Raw genomic sequence first — 17,636 nt, forward strand, 5'->3', positions numbered from 1 at the left:
TTGCACTCATTTTAACCTACATATCTTTATTATGAAGGGAGCGCTATTTTATGATAAAAACAGAAGGATAATTATGCAGAAAGTATTATAGAATATAAAATTTATTTTTATCTAATAATTTAGAAAAATATAAAAATAATTATTTTTGACATTTCAGTAAGGAAAATCAACAATATGAAACGTTTACAAAGGTTTATTTTTTAACAGAAAATTTTAATAAAATAGAAATATAAATATACAAAAAATATATTTGTGTGTATAATATGAATTATTGGAACATATATATATTTCTATTTGTTTGAAAATGAAAGGGCTAACATTTTTGTGGAGGGTGGAAATATGAAAAAAAAGATGCCAGTTTTTGTAGTATCAACAGTAGCGATGAGCATGATGTTAGGGGCATGTAGCTACCAAAAAGATGAACCGCAAGCGAACGCAAAAGGGGATAGCGGGAAAAGCGGTGCAAAGCAAGTCATTAATTTAATTGAAACGCAAGAAATTCCAACGATGGATCCAGCGTTATCAGCTGATGCGGTTTCTTCAAGAGTAATGACTAATACGATGGAAGGCTTATACAGTTTAGGAAAAGATGATAAGCTAGTTCCTGGTGTAGCGAAGGAATTCAAAAAGTCAGAAGACGGTAAAAAATATACATTTACATTACGTGAAGACGCAAAATGGTCAAATGGTGAGCCTGTGACAGCGAAAGATTTCGTATACGCATGGCAAAGAGCGATTAACCCAGATACAGCTGCGAAATCAGCGTACATTATGTATGATATAAAAAATGCAGAGAAAATTAATAAAAAAGAGATGAGTCCGGACCAATTAGGGGTAAAGGCGATTGATGATTATACATTAGAAGTGGAATTAGATAATTCCATTCCATATCTTGTAGATTTAATGGTATATCCAATCTTCTATCCTGTGAATGAAAAGTTTGTGAAAGAGCAAGGTACGAAGTTTGGTTTGGAAGCGAATACAACACTTTATAACGGACCATTTACATTAAGTGATTGGCAACATGAACGTAGCTTTAAAATGACAAAGAGCGCGTCATATTGGGATAATAAAGAAGTGAAGATTGAGGAAGTAAACTTTAATATTGTTAAAGATACGTCTACACCAATTAATTTATATGAAACAAACGCAGTCGATCGAGCGACGTTATTAGCGGAGTTCATCGATAAATATAAAGGAAAACCAGATTTCCAAACAGTAGAAGATACATCTGTATTCTTCCTTCGTTTAAATCAAAAAGATCCAGCGTTAGCAAATAAAAATATTCGTAAAGCAATTTCACTTGCTTTTGAACGTAAACCGTTCGTTGATACATTATTAAATAACGGTTCTAAGCCAGCGACAGGATTAATTCCTGATAACTTCATTAAAGGACCGGATAAAAAGGACTTCCGTGCTGTAAATGGAGATATTGTAAAACCAAACGTGAAAGAAGCGAAGAAATATTGGGAAGCTGGTAAAAAAGAGCTTGGTAAAAATGAAATCGAATTAGAGTTATTAAACGAAGATGTTGAATTATCGAAGAAAACAGGGGAATATTTAAAAGGTGAGTTAGAAAAGAATTTACCAGGTTTAACAGTGAAAATTAAACAACAACCATTCGCGCAAAAACTAAAATTGGAAGATGCGGGCGATTTCGTCATGTCATTCTCTGGATGGAGTGCAGACTTCCCAGATCCAATTACATATCTTGATATGTTTGTAACTGATGGATCACAAAATAAAATGAAATATTCTAATCCGAAATATGATGAGATCATCATGAAAGCGAAAAAAGATGGAAGCGATGTAAATGCTCGTTGGAAAAGCTTACTAGAAGCAGAGAAAATGTTACTTGATGACGCTGCGATTGTACCGGTATATCAACGTGGTAGAGCATACTTACAAAGAGATTCCATTAAAAATATGTACAACCATAAATATGGCGGCGATTTAAGCTTTAAATGGGCGTCAGTAGAGAAATAAGAAAAAAGCAGGTAATTGCCTGCTTTTTTTAATACGTACGTTTCTTATAAATACCTTTCCCGCCAACCTCGTTCCAGCCGGATTGTACATCCAAACTTTTATTAACAAACTTCATCTTTTCTTTTCCGCCAAAGAGTTTTTCACCAATGCTATTTGTAATGACACCAATCAATGCTGTTATTCCGATGATGAGGGCAGCAACAGTGACAAAATCAATAAAAAAAGCAATCATTTGCAAATTCCCCCTTTGCCTGTCTGTATTTTTATTGTATGAGATAAAAGATGAAAAAGAAAGAAATGTCAGAAAAATATTTAATATATTTTAGAAATCGTATAGACATGAACGAGAATGTTTGTTAAAATAAGAACAAACGTTCCTTTGATTCTCACTTATATAGTCTTACATTTCTTAATTGATTTATCAAAAAAAGGTAAGAAAACGTTCTCTTTTTTATAGAAAAGATTATGAGGAAATAACTATAAATCATATGAAAAATCTATGAAAAGCAAGCGTTAAGAGGGTTGAAGATTATTGTTAAAGAACAGATGAAGTAAGTGTAATTATGTTACATAGCAGTGAAATACACGGAAGAGTTTTCTCAATTAGAAGGAAATTTACTGTATATTTCTTGCAAAATCTATTGTATAATGATTATAGAAGTTACTTATTAAAAGTAATTGTTGTTTACTAAAAGTTGTTGCTTACATGAAAAGCAATTTTTGCACTTTGTTTTAAGACAAGGTATCGCGAAAAATTGCTGAATTAAGAAATTTAAACTGTAATTAGTACAGAATTTGTACTCTTTAAGGAGAGTGAGCTTTGTATGGTAACATTATATAGTTCTCCAAGCTGTACGTCTTGTAGAAAGGCGAAATTATGGCTAGAGGAAAATCATATTCCTTATACAGAACGTAATATTTTCTCAGACCCGTTAACGATTGAGGAAATTAAAGAGATTTTACGTATGACAGAAAGCGGAACGGATGAGATTATTTCTACTCGTTCGAAAGTTTTCCAAGAATTAAATGTAAACTTAGAGTCTTTACCACTTCAAGATTTATATAAGATGATTCGTGACTATCCAGGGATTTTACGTCGTCCAATTATGATTGACGAGAAACGCCTTCAAGTAGGTTACAATGAAGACGAAATCCGCCGTTTCTTACCACGTACAGTAAGAACGTTCCAATTACGTGAAGCACAGCGTCTTGTAAATTAATTATAATAATATGAAAACCTTCTACCTATTATATAGTAGAAGGTTTTTTTTAATGTTTCACATTTCGTAATCGAACTCGTTGAACGATAAAACCGATGCATAAGATGGTGAAAATAAATAAGTAAGGAATGCCTGCAGTGAAACTTGGGTTGTTATGAAAAAAGGTTGCCAGTCTGTCTTCATGTGTGACCATTTTTCCTGCTGTATAAGCGAGAATTGCTGCCCCGCAATAAATGAGGAATGGAAAGCGTTCCATAAGTATTAAAATGAGTTTGCTGCCCCAAATAATAATCGGGATAGAAATGAGTAAACCGATTATTACGAGTAAAAATCTTCCGTGAGCTGCCCCTGCAATGGCGATAACGTTGTCAAATCCCATAACAAGGTCCGCGAATACAATTGTACGCACAGCTTGAAATAAAGTTGTTTTTCCTTGAATAGAAGAAAGATCGTTGCTATTATCAGTTAGTAAATTTACTGCAATGAATGTAAGTAAAATGCCCCCGATAAGTTGCAGAAATGGAATGTCCAGCAAATAGACAGCTAGTATAGTAAGGATAATTCTTAGTACGATTGCTAAAAGAGTACCGATCAAAATAGCTTTATTTCGTTTCGATTCAGGTAAATTTCGGCTAGCTAGTGCGATGACAATTGCGTTGTCACCACCTAATACAACATCGATACCGACAATCATTAGTACAGATGTTAAAAACTCTAAGTCCATTCGTCTGCCTCCATTTATGATGTTTTAATAAGCGAACTATATGTATGTGGTGAAAAGGACTAAAGCATCTTCTCTAATAAAAGTTTCACTTTATTACAGTGTACGGGGGAAGATGGAAATGTATGTCCAAATTTTTTATAAGTGAGTAATCGCCACAATGATATATTTGTGTATACCATTGAATGAAGATAGGTATATAACTATTTTTGTAAAATAAATCGATTTTATTTCCATTCTGGAGAATCTTATCATAAAATGAGAGTACAAGAATCTATTGATTTGTCATATGAGTGGGGAATCCCTTCATAACAATTCTAAGCAGGAAGGGAGAGTTGTATTTTGGATATTGAAAGAATTAATGATCATACGATGAAATTTTTTATTACGTACATTGATATAGAGGACAGAGGCTTTAATCGTGAGGAAATTTGGTATGACCGCGAAAGAAGCGAAGAGCTCTTTTGGGAAATGATGGACGAAGCTCGTGATCATGACGATTTCTTTATTGATGGGCCGTTATGGATTCAAGTGCAAGCAGTCGATAAAGGGATTGAAGTACTTGTAACGAAAGCAGAACTTTCAAAGGATGGACAAAAGCTAGAACTACCAATAGGTGTAGATAAAATTATAGACATTCCTCTAGATGAAGGTATTGAATCATTATTCCAGCAAGAAGTAGTGGAAGAGGTAGAAGAACAAGCAGGTACAAACTTTAACGAAGATGGTACGTTTGGCTTTTTAATTAAGTTTAATGATTTTGAAGATGTCATTTCATTAAGCCACCGTCTTATCTTTGAAGATATAAAAGATGAGCTGTATTCATTTGAGGACCGCTATTATGTATATGTGGAATTCGATGAAGTGCTACATGATGAAGAAGAAATTGATCGCATTTTAAGCATTGTTTTAGAATACGGGGAAGAATCAACTTTAACAATTCATCGTGTAAGTGAGTATGGGAAACAAATTGTGAAAGAGCATGCGCTTGAAACAATTCGCAATAATTTTCCTGCTAAAACGTAGGCCGATTTCTGTAGTATGAAATCGGCTTTTTATATGAAGAATAGGAAAGCTTTCTTAGTAAGGAGGTAAGAGATGAAAAATACGTTAAAGTTGATTTTTTTTGTGTTACTATTGTTTGCATTATTTGTGTCATTACGTATGTTTATTGATGTAGCGTTTTATTCGGATGTAATTGGGATAAAAGATGTTTCGATTTTAGGTATTATTAGTATTTTATTTACGGTATCTGCATTTTTAATTGGCTGCGTTATTTTCTTAGAGAACCGTCATCCGTCAAAAACACTTACATGGCTCATTGTGTTAGGGATTTTTCCGGTATTTGGATTTTTCGCTTATTTATTATTCGGACAGAACTTTCGGAGGAAGAGAATGTTCCAAAAGAAGGCGTTGCTCGATGAACAAGCGTTTTTACAATATAAGGGGCATGAAGATTACGAAGAACGGATTTTGCGCAATCATAAGCATCAAGAGCTGTTATTTCGTTTAGCGGATCGCTTAGGCGCTTTAAATATTTCATTTCAAACTGAAACGAGAACATTAACAAATGGAGATGAAACGTTTCAGGCTATTTTAGATGGATTAAAACGAGCGAAACATCACATTCATATGGAATATTACATTGTGCGTGATGATAAGCTTGGAACAGAAATTAAAGATATTTTAATACAAAAATCAAAAGAAGGCGTAGTCGTTCGTTTTTTATATGATGCGGTTGGAAGTTTTAAATTATCAAAATCATATATTGAAGAATTAAACGACGCAGGTGTCGAAATGATTCCGTTCTTCCCTGTACGCTTTCCGATTTTAAACGATAAGATTAATTATCGAAACCACCGAAAAATCGTTATTATTGATGGAAATGAAGGATTTGTAGGTGGATTAAATATTGGTGATGAATATTTAGGGAAGGATAAGTACTTCGGCTTTTGGCGAGACACACATTTATATTTACGTGGTGAAGCTGTGCAAAGTTTGCAGCTTATTTTCCTTCAAGATTGGTTTTATATGACTGGTGAGGCTGTGCTAGCCCCTGAATATTTACAAGCGAAAGCAGTTGAGGGGGAGCATTGGGGAGGCGTGCAGCTCGTTGCAGGTGGACCGGATAATAAATGGGAAACAATTAAACATTTATATTTTGCCATGATTGCTTCTGCGCGGAAATCCATTTGGATTGCAACGCCGTATTTCATCCCGGATGATGATATTTTGTCCGCATTAAAAGTAGCGGCACTTGCTGGTATCGATGTTCGTTTGTTAATGCCGAGTAAGCCTGATAAGCGCACTGTCTTTTATGCATCAAGGTCATACTTCCCAGAGCTTTTAGATGCAGGGGTAAAGATATATGAATACGAAAAAGGTTTTCTTCATAGTAAAGTTGTCATTGTCGATTCTGATTTAGCTTCAATTGGGACAGCAAATATGGATATGAGAAGTTTTCATTTGAACTTTGAAGTAAATGCCTTTTTATATGATACAGATAGCATTCGAAAACTTGTTCAAGATTTTAAAGACGATTTAGAAGAATCCAGTGAAATTCACGTCGATCGTTTTCATAAAAGGCGTCTGCATAGAAGAATTGTTGAATCAACGTATCGGTTATTATCGCCATTATTATAAAAAGAGATGTCCGAAATTGGGACATCTCTTTTTTAAAAGGAATTTGTAATAAATTGTAGAATATAAGGAGCTGAAAGGGTGTGATTCCGATGTTTATTGCCAAAAGAGAAAACGGAGAGAAAATTCATCTACTCTATCATCATGATGAAGAGATTTTACATCGTATGCGGAAAAGGGAAAGCTTCTTTTGCATAGCTTGTGGGAAAAAAGTACTAATGAGATTAGGAAAACAAAAAAAGTGGCATTTTGCTCATAAGAAAGAAGATTCATGTTTAGCCTTTTATGAAGCAGAATCTATGTATCATAGGCACGGTAAAGAATTGTTATATAAATGGTTCAAACGTCAAAACTTTCATGTAGATATAGAGCATTATTTACCAGAGATTCAGCAGCGACCAGATATTTTCATAGAGAGAGCAGGGAGAAAAGTTGCGATTGAATACCAGTGCGCGAATCTCTCTATAGAACAGCTGTACAAACGAACCTATTCGTATTGGCGAGCTGGTATACAGGTCATTTGGATTATTGGTGGAAATCAATTGAAAAAGCACTCTGCCTATTGGGTGAAATTTTCCTCCCTTAGGGCTTTCTCCTTACAATCTTATCCTCAACCACTTCTTATTTTCTTCTGTTCGAAACAAAAATCATTTATGAAATGCGCGTTTCTCACTTCGTTTTCTACAAGCGTCTCTTTCTCACATATTATATACTTACCAATTGAAACGACTACTTTTGAAATGCTCTTTTCTTCTGTTCCTTTTCAAAAGGAGATATTAGAACGAGAATGGAAGAAGCGAAAGGACTATTTTCGCAAAAATGCTTTGCCTATTTGGAATTATAATCATAAATCACTATTACGCCTCTTATATCACTGTAAATGTACCCCAGCAAATTTCCCTTCTGAAATTGGTGTGCCGCTTCCGGCCTCATTTGCTTTTCAAACAAATCCATTTATATGGCAAGCTTTTTTATATATGAAGTGTATAGGCGAGCTTGCGGTAGGGGATTATATTTCCCTTCCATACGTGTGGAGTTATATAAAAAAGTATACGAAAAGGCGTATGCTCCCGTACTTTTCACAGCATATATGGAAAGTAGCAGTTACTGAGTATATGACATTTTTATGCTATACAGGTGTATTACGTAAAGTAGGGACTTATAAGTACCAGAAAATACGGGGGATAGTTATGGTAAAAACAGAGGAGGAAGTTATGAAATATGATGAAAGTAGTTTAGCGTATGCCTTATCTTTATTTGAGGCAAAGTACAACATGAGAGAAGGAAAAGCGGATATAATAAAGACTGATCGTGAAGGAATTACATAAGAAAAATCGAATTGTATGTAAGTAGAGATATTTAAAGGAGGGCTTAAAGCATGTCTGAACAAAACACAGCAAAAACATTACCGGATCGTAACGAGATTGAAGAATCAAGTACGTGGCGATTAGAAGATATTTTCCAAACAGATGCAGAATGGGAACAAGAATTCCAAGCTATTAAAGAGCTATTACCGAAGTTAACTGAATTTAAAGGGAAACTTGGTGACTCTGCGAACAATTTACTTGAAGCATTGCAATATGAAGATGAAATTTCAATGCGATTAGGTAAGCTATATACATATGCACATATGCGTTACGATCAAGATACAACAAACTCTGTGTATCAAGCGTTAAATGACCGTGCAACAAATTTATATTCACAAGTATCTAGTAGCACAGCATATATTGTGCCTGAAATTTTATCGATTTCAGAAGATACATTGCAAACATTCTTGAAAGAAAATAGAGAATTAAGTGTATATGAACATGCGTTAGAAGAAATTACGCGTCAACGCCCTCACGTATTATCTGAAGCGGAAGAGGCTTTATTAGCAGAAGCATCTGAAGTAATGAGTGCGTCAAGTAATACATTTGGTATGTTGAATAATGCGGATTTGAAATTCCCATCTATTAAAGGTGAGGATGGAGAAGAAGTAGAAATTACACATGGCCGTTACATTCAGTTTTTAGAAAGTGATGATCGTCGTGTGCGTGAAGATGCATTCAAAGCTGTATATGAAACGTACGGAAAATATAAGAACACATTTGCAAGTACGTTAAGCGGAGCTGTAAAGCGTAATAATTTCAATGCACGTGTTCGTAAATATGACTCTGCACGTCAAGCAGCATTAAGTAATAATAATATTCCTGAAGCGGTGTATGATCAACTTGTTCAATCTGTAAATGATAATTTACACTTGCTACATCGTTACATTGATATTCGTAAGCGTGCACTAGGGCTTGATGAGCTTCATATGTATGATTTATATACACCACTTGTACCAGAAGTGAAAATGAATGTGAAGTATGAAGAAGCGCAAGACATGTTATTAAAGTCTTTACATGTACTGGGTGATGAGTATGTTGATATTTTGAAAGAAGCATATGAAAATCGCTGGGTAGATGTGTATGAGAATAAAGGAAAACGAAGCGGAGCATATTCATCTGGTGCATATGGAACAAATCCTTATATTTTAATGAACTGGCATGATAATGTAAATAATTTATTTACACTTGCTCATGAATTTGGCCATTCTGTCCATAGTTACTACACAAGAAAAACGCAGCCGCACGTATACGGGGATTATTCAATCTTCGTTGCGGAAGTAGCATCAACTTGTAATGAAGCGCTTCTAAACGATTATTTATTAAAAACGACAGAAGATAAGAAAGAGCGTCTATACTTATTAAATCATTATTTAGAAGGATTCCGTGGTACTGTATTCCGTCAAACGATGTTCGCAGAGTTTGAGCATATTATTCATAAGAAAGTACAAGAGGGACATGCGGTAACACCAGACATGCTAACGGAGATCTACTATGATTTAAATAAGAAATATTTCGGTGATGCTTTAGTAATTGATGAAGAAATTGGTTTAGAGTGGTCTCGTATTCCGCACTTCTACTACAACTATTACGTATACCAATACGCAACAGGATTTAGTGCAGCAACGGCTCTATCTAAACAAATTTTAGAAGAAGGGCAACCAGCAGTAGAACGTTACATTAATGAGTTCTTAAAAGCAGGAAGCTCAGATTATCCAATTGAAGTGCTGAAAAAAGCTGGAGTAGATATGGCATCTCCAGAACCGGTAAAAGAAGCATTGCAAGTATTTGAAGAGAAATTAAATGAATTAGAAGCATTATTATTTGAAGAGAAGTAATAGAAAAGACGAGGAATTTGCCTCGTCTTTTTCTTGATGTCATTTTGTCGATATTTGTCGAGAAAATAAATCGAATTGTCTTCTTTTTTCTAAACTAGAAGGCAGTTTTACAGTTCATTAAAACCCTTTAAATCGTTTTTTATGGTTGAAATAAGAGAGAGCGATGACAATGACTCCGAATAAAAGAGGAAAGGCAATCATTTTAGGAAAAGCTTGTAGTAGAGAGAGGATGTACAAGAAAAAAGAAACGATGACGGCTAGAATGATAAGTAAAATATACGTTTTTTTCATACAAAACACCTCCAAAATAGCTTTTTTATAGCTTATTCAAAAATGAAAACGTTTAGAATGTGACAAAAGTGTGAAATTCGACAAAAGGGGTTGTCATCTGACGTCGAATCTTGTAATATAATAAGCGTGAACGAATTCACATACAAACATATACCCCTTTGTTTGAACGTGAAAATTTCTCCCATCCCCTTTAATATTTTTATAAGCCGTAAAGAAAAAGACCTGGTGTTTACACCAGGTCTTTTTCTTTTGCTATCCATTTCCAATAACGCTCACATTTTACGTCAATCATTTGTACTTTTCGTTTCAGTTGTAATTTTTTTAGTTCACGTTCAATTTCTTGCTTCGAGCAGTCATATATAAATGCTACTTCTTTTGAAGAGATAAATTGTGTCGCTTCCAGTAATACTTCTAAAGGTGGTAATGGCTCTGGCTCGATTTCACATTTTACAAGTTCTTTCAATAATTGTACGTAGACGTCGTAGGAATACGTTCCAGCGATTTTAATACCTTCTTCATCTGAATTTGCATGAAAGAATACGAGAGAAGGTATTTCTGTAATATGCATTTCATTTGTGAATTTTAAGTCACATTGGAAAGCCTTTTTTGCGCTAGCGGAATATAGGTCTTTTTTAAATTCTTCTACATCAATATTGCTATCTTTTGCGCATGCAAGTAATAATTCGCAGTCAGGATTTGATACATTTTCAAGGAAAATGTATTCTTGGAGTTTTCGCAAAAACTTCGAACCTGCTTTTCGGCCCTGCAACTCCGCTGCTTTAATTGCCATCGAAACTAAATATGGTGTTGACGATGCTTCTTGCATATGTACCTTTCCATCACATGAAAAACCTTGTAAACTTGTTGTCTTTTCCCACACAAATCGAATATTAGCAGGTTTATTCCATTTGTGTGAGGAAGCGTTCGTTCCGTCCACTTTTCCTGTTACGATATGACGAATAGAGAAGTATTTCCCGTACTCAAGCCATAGTTTAATAATAAAGGGCTCAATTTCCCAGCAATCTTTACAAAGTGGATCAATAAATAAATATGCTTCTACAGACTTATGCTCACATGCGGAAGGAGATGGCATATTGATATGCTTTGCTTCCTGTTTATCCATTATATTTCACCTGTTTCGTTTGGAGTATTAACCATATGCTGAGCAGTTAATGCTAAACGTTCAAAAACGAACTCTCTTATATGACCGTGCACTCCTGTGTCATCCATTGCTTGCTCCATGCACGATAGCCAAGCCTTTGCTCGTTTTGGAGTAATCTCAAACGGGAGATGGCGTGCTCTTAACATAGGATGACCATGTTCTTCAGTGTACAAATTAGGACCACCTAAATATTGTGTTAAAAATTGTTTCTGCTTCCTAGCTGTTTCTGTTAAATCATCCGGGAAGATGGGAGATAGGTCAGGGTGTTTACTGACATAGGAATAAAATGTGTCTACTAATATTGCAATGCATTGTTCACCGCCAATTGCTTCAAATGGTGTCATCGGTTGCTTGCTCATCCTTTTAAACTCCTTTTTCCATGAAATGTATATCTATTGTAGCAATGGAATGTTAGGGAGGGCAAATAAACAGCCTTCATAACGTTCTTTGCTTATTCTACAGATGTAAAAGAATCTTTTCTTTTTCAAAAAGTGAGATGTATCCACTAGTAGAACGTATTCACTAGTGGAATTTTCACTTTAGCGTGCTTTGTTTTGTTTGGCAAGGAAAAAGCGTTTTACTTTATTATTTGTATGACGGATTGGTATGTCGTGTTGCTTTAACAAATGAATAAATGAAGCTTTGCCTGCTTCTTCATCTTGCACTTCAAATTCAATTTCATAATCATCGTGATTGTAATAGAAACTATGATCAAAGACAAGCGTTCCGCCTTCAAATAGTGTTTCGGCTCTTTCAGTTGTTAAACTACCCATATAAGTTAAAGCAGAAACAGGGATTTGTAATTTGTGTAGTTGATCCGTTACAGCCCCTGGAATGATTACGTTTGTCGCCATCATCATTCTTGCTTCTTCTTCTGTTACGACTTGATGTGTTTCTAATAAACCAACCTCTGCAGGTTGTTTCAATGTTAATGTATAAGTTGCTCCTTTATGACGAATACGAAGTGCAGAGCCAGCTTCTTTTAATGAGAAGCTCGGTGTTTCAAAGTAGTGATTCACCTGTTTCGTAAATCCTTCAATAGAGAATGATTTACATAATGTATTGAATTCTTCTTCTGTAACAATATTTTTAAATTCAATTTCAATTTCTTGTGTCATTGTATGCGCGCTCCTTTTGAAAAATAATTCTTTACACATTATCGCTTTTTCACAAATTTGGTTCAATGTTTTATTTGTTTGCGTCCATGTTATGATACAATAATACTGTTAAGTAAGACAGGAAGTTGAGATGGAGGAGTTAGAGCATGCAAAATAAAATCCAAGTTAAGAGCGTAGAAAAGAGAGAGAATGCTCTTATTTTTTGTGCGGAAAATAGTGAAATAGAGGTAAAGGAGTTAAGTGCGCGTAATCACGTACTTGTAGACTCAGATAATTTATCATTTTTATATATCTTAGAAAACGAATCATCTTTCATTTATGTAAGCATTCCGCATACATGCTGGGAAGCAATGCATGAAGCGATGAATAACGACGTGGTTATGTTCGTTCGCGTGAATGACATTGAAATGGAATTAGAAGGTTTAAAAGAAGAAGTAGAATATTTAGTTGAAAATATTGAAGGTAATGCAAATTACGGAGAAGAACTAGTAACTGCTGTAGAAAAAGTATTTCTATAAGCAAATGGATTGATTTTGGTGGTGGTTGAAATGAATCGAAATTGGGAAGAATTTTTAGCACCTTACCACCAAGCGGTGGCAGAGCTGAAAGTGAAACTAAAAGGAATGCGTACTCAATTTGCAATGTTAACAGAGCATTCTCCAATTGAGTTTGTAACAGGAAGGGTAAAGTCGGTTGCAAGTATTATTGATAAAGCGGAGAAGAGAAATGTACCGTTAGACAGGCTAAGAGAAGATATGCAAGACATCGCGGGCCTTCGAATGATGTGTCAATTTGTTGATGAGATTAAGCCTGTTGTAGAATATCTTAGAAAACGAAATGACTTTGAAATCGTGGAAGAACGTGATTACGTCACGCAGAAGAAAGATAGCGGTTATCGTTCTTATCATGTTGTCATTAGTTACCCCGTTCAAACGATTCAAGGTGAACAAAAAGTATTGGTAGAAATCCAAATACGTACGCTAGCAATGAACTTTTGGGCAACAATTGAGCATTCTTTAAATTATAAATATAGTGGGCGTTTTCCTGAAGATATTAAAATACGCTTGCAACGTGCAGCGGAAGCAGCATTTTTATTAGATGAAGAAATGTCTTCTATCCGTCTTGAAATTCAAGAAGCGCAGAAAGCTTTTTCAAGAAAGCAAGAAACGAAAGATTCCGAATCATAAACTAAAGGGTGTTGGGCGATGAAATTTACAATTATGTCAAAGGGAGATCAATCATCAGATGCACTGGCAAGCACGATGAAAGAATACTTGCTAGATTTTGGATTTATAATGGATGAACAGGAACCCGATATTGTAATTTCTGTTGGGGGAGATGGAACGCTTTTATATGCGTTTCATCGTTATTATAATCGATTGGATGAAACAGCATTTGTTGGTGTACATACAGGGCATTTAGGTTTCTATGCAGATTGGTTACCGACAGAAGTAGAGAAATTAGTAATTGCAATTGCTAAAACACCATTCCAAGTGGTGGAATATCCGCTTTTAGAAGTGATTATTCGCTATGTGAATGGGAGTAAAGAGTCACAGTATTTAGCGATGAATGAAGCGACTGTGAAAAGTGCAGAAGGTACATTAGTAACAGAAGTGGAAATACGCGGAGAGTACTTTGAAACGTTCCGCGGGGATGGCCTTTGTATTTCTACTCCTTCGGGAAGTACTGCGTATAATAAGGCGCTTGGCGGAGCAATTATTCACCCTTCTATTGAAGCGATTCAAATTGCGGAAATGGCATCTATTAATAACCGTGTGTTTCGTACGGTAGGTTCGCCGCTCGTATTGCCGAAACATCATACATGCGTGCTGAAGCCGACTGCAGGAATGAACTTACAAATTACGGTGGACCATTTAACGATGGTTCATCAAGATGTGAAATCAATTCAGTATCGCGTGGCAAACGAGAAAGTACGATTTGTTCGTTTCCGACCATTTCCGTTCTGGAAACGAGTTCGTGACTCGTTTGTTGCAGATAAATAGAAAGGGTTTATATATTTGAACAGATTTACATTGAAATGGGATATAGACTCGGCTGAGGAAGGAACTTTGGTTAGAGAATTTTTAAAAACAAAAGGGATCTCCAAAGCCGCATTAACGGATATAAAGTTTCACGGCGGAGCTATTGAAGTAAATGGTCAACATGCGAGCGTTCGCCATCAGTTGCAAGCTGGTGAAGAATTACGTGTCTTTTTTCCAGTGGAGGAAAGAAGTGAAGGGATGATTGCAGAAGATATCCCTTTATGTATTGTATACGAAGATGATGCAGTTCTTGTCATAAACAAAGAGGCGAACATGTCAACGATTCCGTCTAGAGAACATCCGGCTGGAAGTGTTGCAAATGCACTTTTATCTCATTATGATAAGCAATATCTTGCAAGTACGGTGCACATCGTAACGAGGTTAGATCGTGATACTTCAGGGCTTATGCTTATTGCAAAAAATCGTTTCGTACATCATCTTTTATCGAAACAGCATCAACAAAAAGCTGTGAAAAGAACGTATGAAGCGATCGTTCACGGTGAGATGGTAGAAAGAGAAGGAACGATTGACGCACCGATTGGACGAAAATCGGATAGCATTATTGAGCGAACCGTTTGTGAGGATGGGCAAAGAGCCGTTACTCATTTTAGAGTGATCGATAGCGCCAATCATAAGACGCACGTATCACTTGAGCTCGATACAGGGAGAACGCATCAAATTCGTGTACATATGGCGCACATAGGACATCCGCTACTTGGCGATAATTTATATGGTGGAAAAAGAGATGAAATGAAGCGACAAGCGCTTCACAGTACATCCTTGACGTTTTATCATCCTATTTTAGAGAAAGAAATGTCTTTCGCTACACCGATTCCAAGCGATATGCAAGCGGTATTAAGACATACTTAAAAAGGGAACAAAATTCTTATGTAACGAAGAATTTTGTTCCCTTTTTTCTTAGCGGAATAATATTAAAATTTGGTTTTCACCCGTGCGCTTTATAACGAAAAAGCCACTTTCAGATTTTGTAGCAATGCCATCATTATTTGGACGACAATATCCATGCGTTTCGCAAGTGCCGTCATCACGTACTAACATTTGTCCAATTAATCCAACAGGAAGCCACTCGTTACGGTCTTTTCTTGCTATATATTTGCAAGCTGGATCCCATTCTGTATTTAAAAGAGGTTGTATGTCTTGCGATTCCGTACGTACATATTGACGTTTTCCGAAGCTATCTGTTTTATAGCGTTTTTGCCAACTTAAAGCACCGCTATTTCCTATAAGAGCGGGGGTGGCGCTAGATATTCCTAAGATGAATGAATCGTTTGAAGTAGCGATTCGAATTTTTTCTTCGTTACTAAATGTAACGAAATAACCTACATCAATAAAAGTATTGTCTACTGTTTCAAACATTTGTGCAAAATCTGTTCCGCTTGCATTGTAAGAAGCGCCATCAATGTACATTTCTCCATTATGAGCAAGCCACTTTGCACCGATATTATGATCGGTTTCATTTGTGCCGTTTGCAATAAACCAAGAATAAGATTCATCTGCTGTACCGAATCGTCCCATAATATGGCTACCTGCAAAATGAGCTGTTGATGTATGATTACCTTCCGCATGAGAAGAAAATCCGTTAGCGATAGTCGCGGTTCCTTCTGCATGAGCTGCTTCGCCTAAAGCGATTGTATGTTTACCTTCTGCATGAGAATAGGAGCCACATGCTGTCGTTTCACTTCCTTCACTATGGGAACTATGTCCAGTTGCTTTCGTTTTTGATCCTTCTGCATGTGAGAAAGAACCTTTTGCATGTGTCAGAAGTCCTTCTGCATGTGAAGCTGTACCCTCTGCATGAGAGTGAAGACCCTCTGCATATGCATACCGCCCATCTTTTTTTACTTTTGTATTTTCAGATGTAGGGGTCTGAATGATAATCGTTTTTTCTGTTTGTATATCACTTGATGGTACTAATGCTTCTTTAATTTTTTTCACTTGATTTATAATAGCAGCTGGAATTTCTGCTTCCGCTTTTTTATTTATTGCTACAGGGCTGTTTTCTTCTGTATTCTTCTCTACTTGCTCAGAAGGCACAATCTGTTCAATATGAGTAGAGAGAGGTTTATTTTTTTGCTGCATCTTTGCTTTTCTATTATCAATTATGCGGCTCATTACAGCATTCTGTAATGAGACATATTTTGGTCTATCTTTGTTTTTTGTGGAAGCCTCTTGTTCTTCCAGTTCTTCTACAGCTGCAGCTCGAATGCTGCACCAGTTGTTAATTCCGTACATGGGCAGATAAAAAGGCGGGCATTTTCTTTTTTGTTTAGAAGATTTTTTCTTCATTCTGTCACCTCCTGCGACAGTATATGCCGTGTCATTAAAAAAAGATGCACTTTATTGCATCTTTTTTTAATGACTTTACCCAGTTTTTATATGAGAGACGCCTAAATGATACGGTAATCCTTACATATGGGTTATGAAATTGGGCGGAATTTCTCAGGGACAAAAGGCAGGGAGGAAGGAACGGAAACAGTCTCCATTTCAGGATAACGTAGTCCAGTTAGTTTGCCACCAAATACAGCACCAGTGTCAATATTGACTGTATGATTTACAAAGCGAGGTTCTTTTACGGGTGTATGTCCATATACAACCCAAGCTGTTCCTTTATACTCCTTCGCCCAGTCGCGACGGACAGGAGAGCCGTCAGCATGTTTTTCTCCTGTAATATCGCCGTATAATACAAAGGTTTGTACTTTTTTATCTTGTCTTCCTATGTAATCTTGCCGAATGCCGGCGTGACACACAATTAACCTTTTTTCATCCAGTACATGATATAAAGGGGATTGCTCGTAAAGTGTGATGAATTTTTCTTTTATCATGTTTTGTTGATGAGAAGGCAGTGCTTCATATTCGGCAACAGTTGTTTCGAGTCCATGAGCGATTGTCACATTACGTCCAAGGAAAAATCGGTATAGCTTATTGCAGTGATTTCCCGGAGCGTAATACGCTACTTTTTTATTTATGACAAGTTCCCATACAATTTCAATCATACGTAATGAATGAGGACCGCGATCTGTGATATCGCCAACAAAAGCAAGCTTGCGTTGATCAGGGTGAATCGGCAAGTCACTATTCCAGTTATATCCGAGTTTTTTCGTTAAATCTTGAAACTCTTGGAAGCATCCATGAATATCCCCTATAATGTCATATTTCATATGTAAACCTCCATCATATTTTTCATTAGTATATCTAAAAAAGGATAGAGATAAAAATATACCGTTTTTGTG

The 17,636-nt window shown here is 36.0% G+C and carries 18 protein-coding genes; 10 read left to right on the forward strand and 8 right to left on the reverse strand.

All coding sequences use genetic code 11. The annotated features are described in order from the left end of the window. The first annotated feature begins 339 nt into the window (after nt 1–339). On the forward strand, nt 340–1,986 hold the full coding sequence (locus MKY00_RS06550) for a peptide ABC transporter substrate-binding protein (RefSeq protein ID WP_000728614.1): 1,647 nt from the start codon (nt 340–342) through the stop codon (nt 1,984–1,986). 28 nt (nt 1,987–2,014) lie between these two features. Here MKY00_RS06550 and MKY00_RS06555 read toward each other — a convergent pair whose 3' ends face one another. Beyond that, nucleotides 2,015–2,218, reverse strand: a complete 204-nt coding sequence (locus MKY00_RS06555; protein ID WP_000559976.1) for a hypothetical protein — start codon at nt 2,216–2,218, stop codon at nt 2,015–2,017. 592 nt (nt 2,219–2,810) lie between these two features. Here MKY00_RS06555 and spx point away from each other — a divergent pair. Continuing rightward, a complete protein-coding gene (spx, locus tag MKY00_RS06560) occupies nt 2,811–3,206 on the forward strand; it encodes a transcriptional regulator Spx (protein ID WP_000258267.1) in 396 nt (131 codons plus the stop codon). Nucleotides 3,207–3,255: 49 nt separating this feature from the next. Here spx and MKY00_RS06565 read toward each other — a convergent pair whose 3' ends face one another. Further along, a complete protein-coding gene (locus tag MKY00_RS06565) occupies nt 3,256–3,930 on the reverse strand; it encodes a TerC family protein (RefSeq protein WP_000362602.1) in 675 nt (224 codons plus the stop codon). A 339-nt stretch (nt 3,931–4,269) separates the two neighbouring features. Here MKY00_RS06565 and mecA point away from each other — a divergent pair, with 339 nt between their 5' ends. From mecA to pepF, 4 genes are all read left to right on the forward strand, one after another. After that, nucleotides 4,270–4,953, forward strand: coding sequence for an adaptor protein MecA (gene mecA, locus MKY00_RS06570; RefSeq protein WP_000350722.1), 684 nt, complete (start codon nt 4,270–4,272; stop codon nt 4,951–4,953). A 72-nt stretch (nt 4,954–5,025) separates the two neighbouring features. Then, nucleotides 5,026–6,570, forward strand: coding sequence for a cardiolipin synthase (locus MKY00_RS06575; protein WP_000799204.1), 1,545 nt, complete (start codon nt 5,026–5,028; stop codon nt 6,568–6,570). Nucleotides 6,571–6,650: 80 nt separating this feature from the next. After that, complete coding sequence (locus MKY00_RS06580) at nt 6,651–7,895, forward strand: competence protein CoiA (RefSeq protein ID WP_016716869.1); 1,245 nt, start codon at nt 6,651–6,653, stop codon at nt 7,893–7,895. A 50-nt stretch (nt 7,896–7,945) separates the two neighbouring features. Next, nucleotides 7,946–9,772 (forward strand): oligoendopeptidase F, encoded by a 1,827-nt coding sequence (pepF, locus tag MKY00_RS06585; RefSeq protein WP_000003391.1) that lies wholly within the window; start codon nt 7,946–7,948, stop codon nt 9,770–9,772. A gap of 117 nt (nt 9,773–9,889) precedes the next feature. On the opposite strand, the gene MKY00_RS06590 is transcribed toward pepF, so the two are convergent. The 4 genes from MKY00_RS06590 to MKY00_RS06605 form a co-directional block, all read right to left on the reverse strand. Then, nucleotides 9,890–10,063: a hypothetical protein gene (locus tag MKY00_RS06590; protein ID WP_000754593.1), complete on the reverse strand. Its 174-nt coding sequence runs from the start codon at nt 10,061–10,063 to the stop codon at nt 9,890–9,892. Nucleotides 10,064–10,292: 229 nt separating this feature from the next. Next, entirely contained in the window at nt 10,293–11,186 is an 894-nt protein-coding gene (locus MKY00_RS06595; RefSeq protein ID WP_000360652.1) for a ClpXP adapter SpxH family protein, read from the reverse strand. Continuing rightward, the gene (locus tag MKY00_RS06600) at nt 11,186–11,584 is read right to left on the reverse strand and encodes a globin domain-containing protein (protein WP_000043383.1); all 399 of its coding nucleotides are present in this window, start codon (nt 11,582–11,584) and stop codon (nt 11,186–11,188) included. Before MKY00_RS06600 ends, MKY00_RS06595 begins: the two co-directional genes overlap by 1 nt. Before the next feature lie 180 nt (nt 11,585–11,764). Continuing rightward, nucleotides 11,765–12,343 carry a CYTH domain-containing protein gene (locus MKY00_RS06605; protein ID WP_016716870.1) on the reverse strand — a complete coding sequence of 193 codons (579 nt, stop codon included), beginning with the start codon at nt 12,341–12,343 and terminating at the stop codon, nt 11,765–11,767. A 146-nt stretch (nt 12,344–12,489) separates the two neighbouring features. Here MKY00_RS06605 and MKY00_RS06610 point away from each other — a divergent pair, with 146 nt between their 5' ends. The 4 genes from MKY00_RS06610 to MKY00_RS06625 are packed head-to-tail and all read left to right on the forward strand — an operon-like array spanning nt 12,490 to nt 15,255. After that, nucleotides 12,490–12,861, forward strand: a complete 372-nt coding sequence (locus MKY00_RS06610) for a UPF0738 family protein (protein ID WP_001180003.1) — start codon at nt 12,490–12,492, stop codon at nt 12,859–12,861. Nucleotides 12,862–12,891: 30 nt separating this feature from the next. Continuing rightward, nucleotides 12,892–13,530, forward strand: a complete 639-nt coding sequence (locus MKY00_RS06615) for a GTP pyrophosphokinase (protein ID WP_001081482.1) — start codon at nt 12,892–12,894, stop codon at nt 13,528–13,530. An 18-nt stretch (nt 13,531–13,548) separates the two neighbouring features. After that, nucleotides 13,549–14,346 carry an NAD kinase gene (locus MKY00_RS06620; RefSeq protein ID WP_000673185.1) on the forward strand — a complete coding sequence of 266 codons (798 nt, stop codon included), beginning with the start codon at nt 13,549–13,551 and terminating at the stop codon, nt 14,344–14,346. 15 nt (nt 14,347–14,361) lie between these two features. Continuing rightward, the gene (locus tag MKY00_RS06625) at nt 14,362–15,255 is read left to right on the forward strand and encodes an RluA family pseudouridine synthase (RefSeq protein WP_016716871.1); all 894 of its coding nucleotides are present in this window, start codon (nt 14,362–14,364) and stop codon (nt 15,253–15,255) included. Between the two features lie 48 nt (nt 15,256–15,303). Here the strand turns inward: MKY00_RS06625 and MKY00_RS06630 are convergent, their stop codons facing one another. Then, entirely contained in the window at nt 15,304–16,692 is a 1,389-nt protein-coding gene (locus tag MKY00_RS06630) for a peptidase G2 autoproteolytic cleavage domain-containing protein (RefSeq protein WP_016716872.1), read from the reverse strand. 131 nt (nt 16,693–16,823) lie between these two features. Continuing rightward, nucleotides 16,824–17,564, reverse strand: a complete 741-nt coding sequence (prpE, locus tag MKY00_RS06635; RefSeq protein WP_000872682.1) for a bis(5'-nucleosyl)-tetraphosphatase PrpE — start codon at nt 17,562–17,564, stop codon at nt 16,824–16,826. Nucleotides 17,565–17,636 lie beyond the last annotated feature (72 nt).

It is taken from the genome of Bacillus sp. FSL R9-9834 (assembly GCF_038006905.1).
In the GTDB taxonomy this organism is placed as follows: Bacteria; Bacillota; Bacilli; order Bacillales; family Bacillaceae_G; genus Bacillus_A; species Bacillus_A pacificus.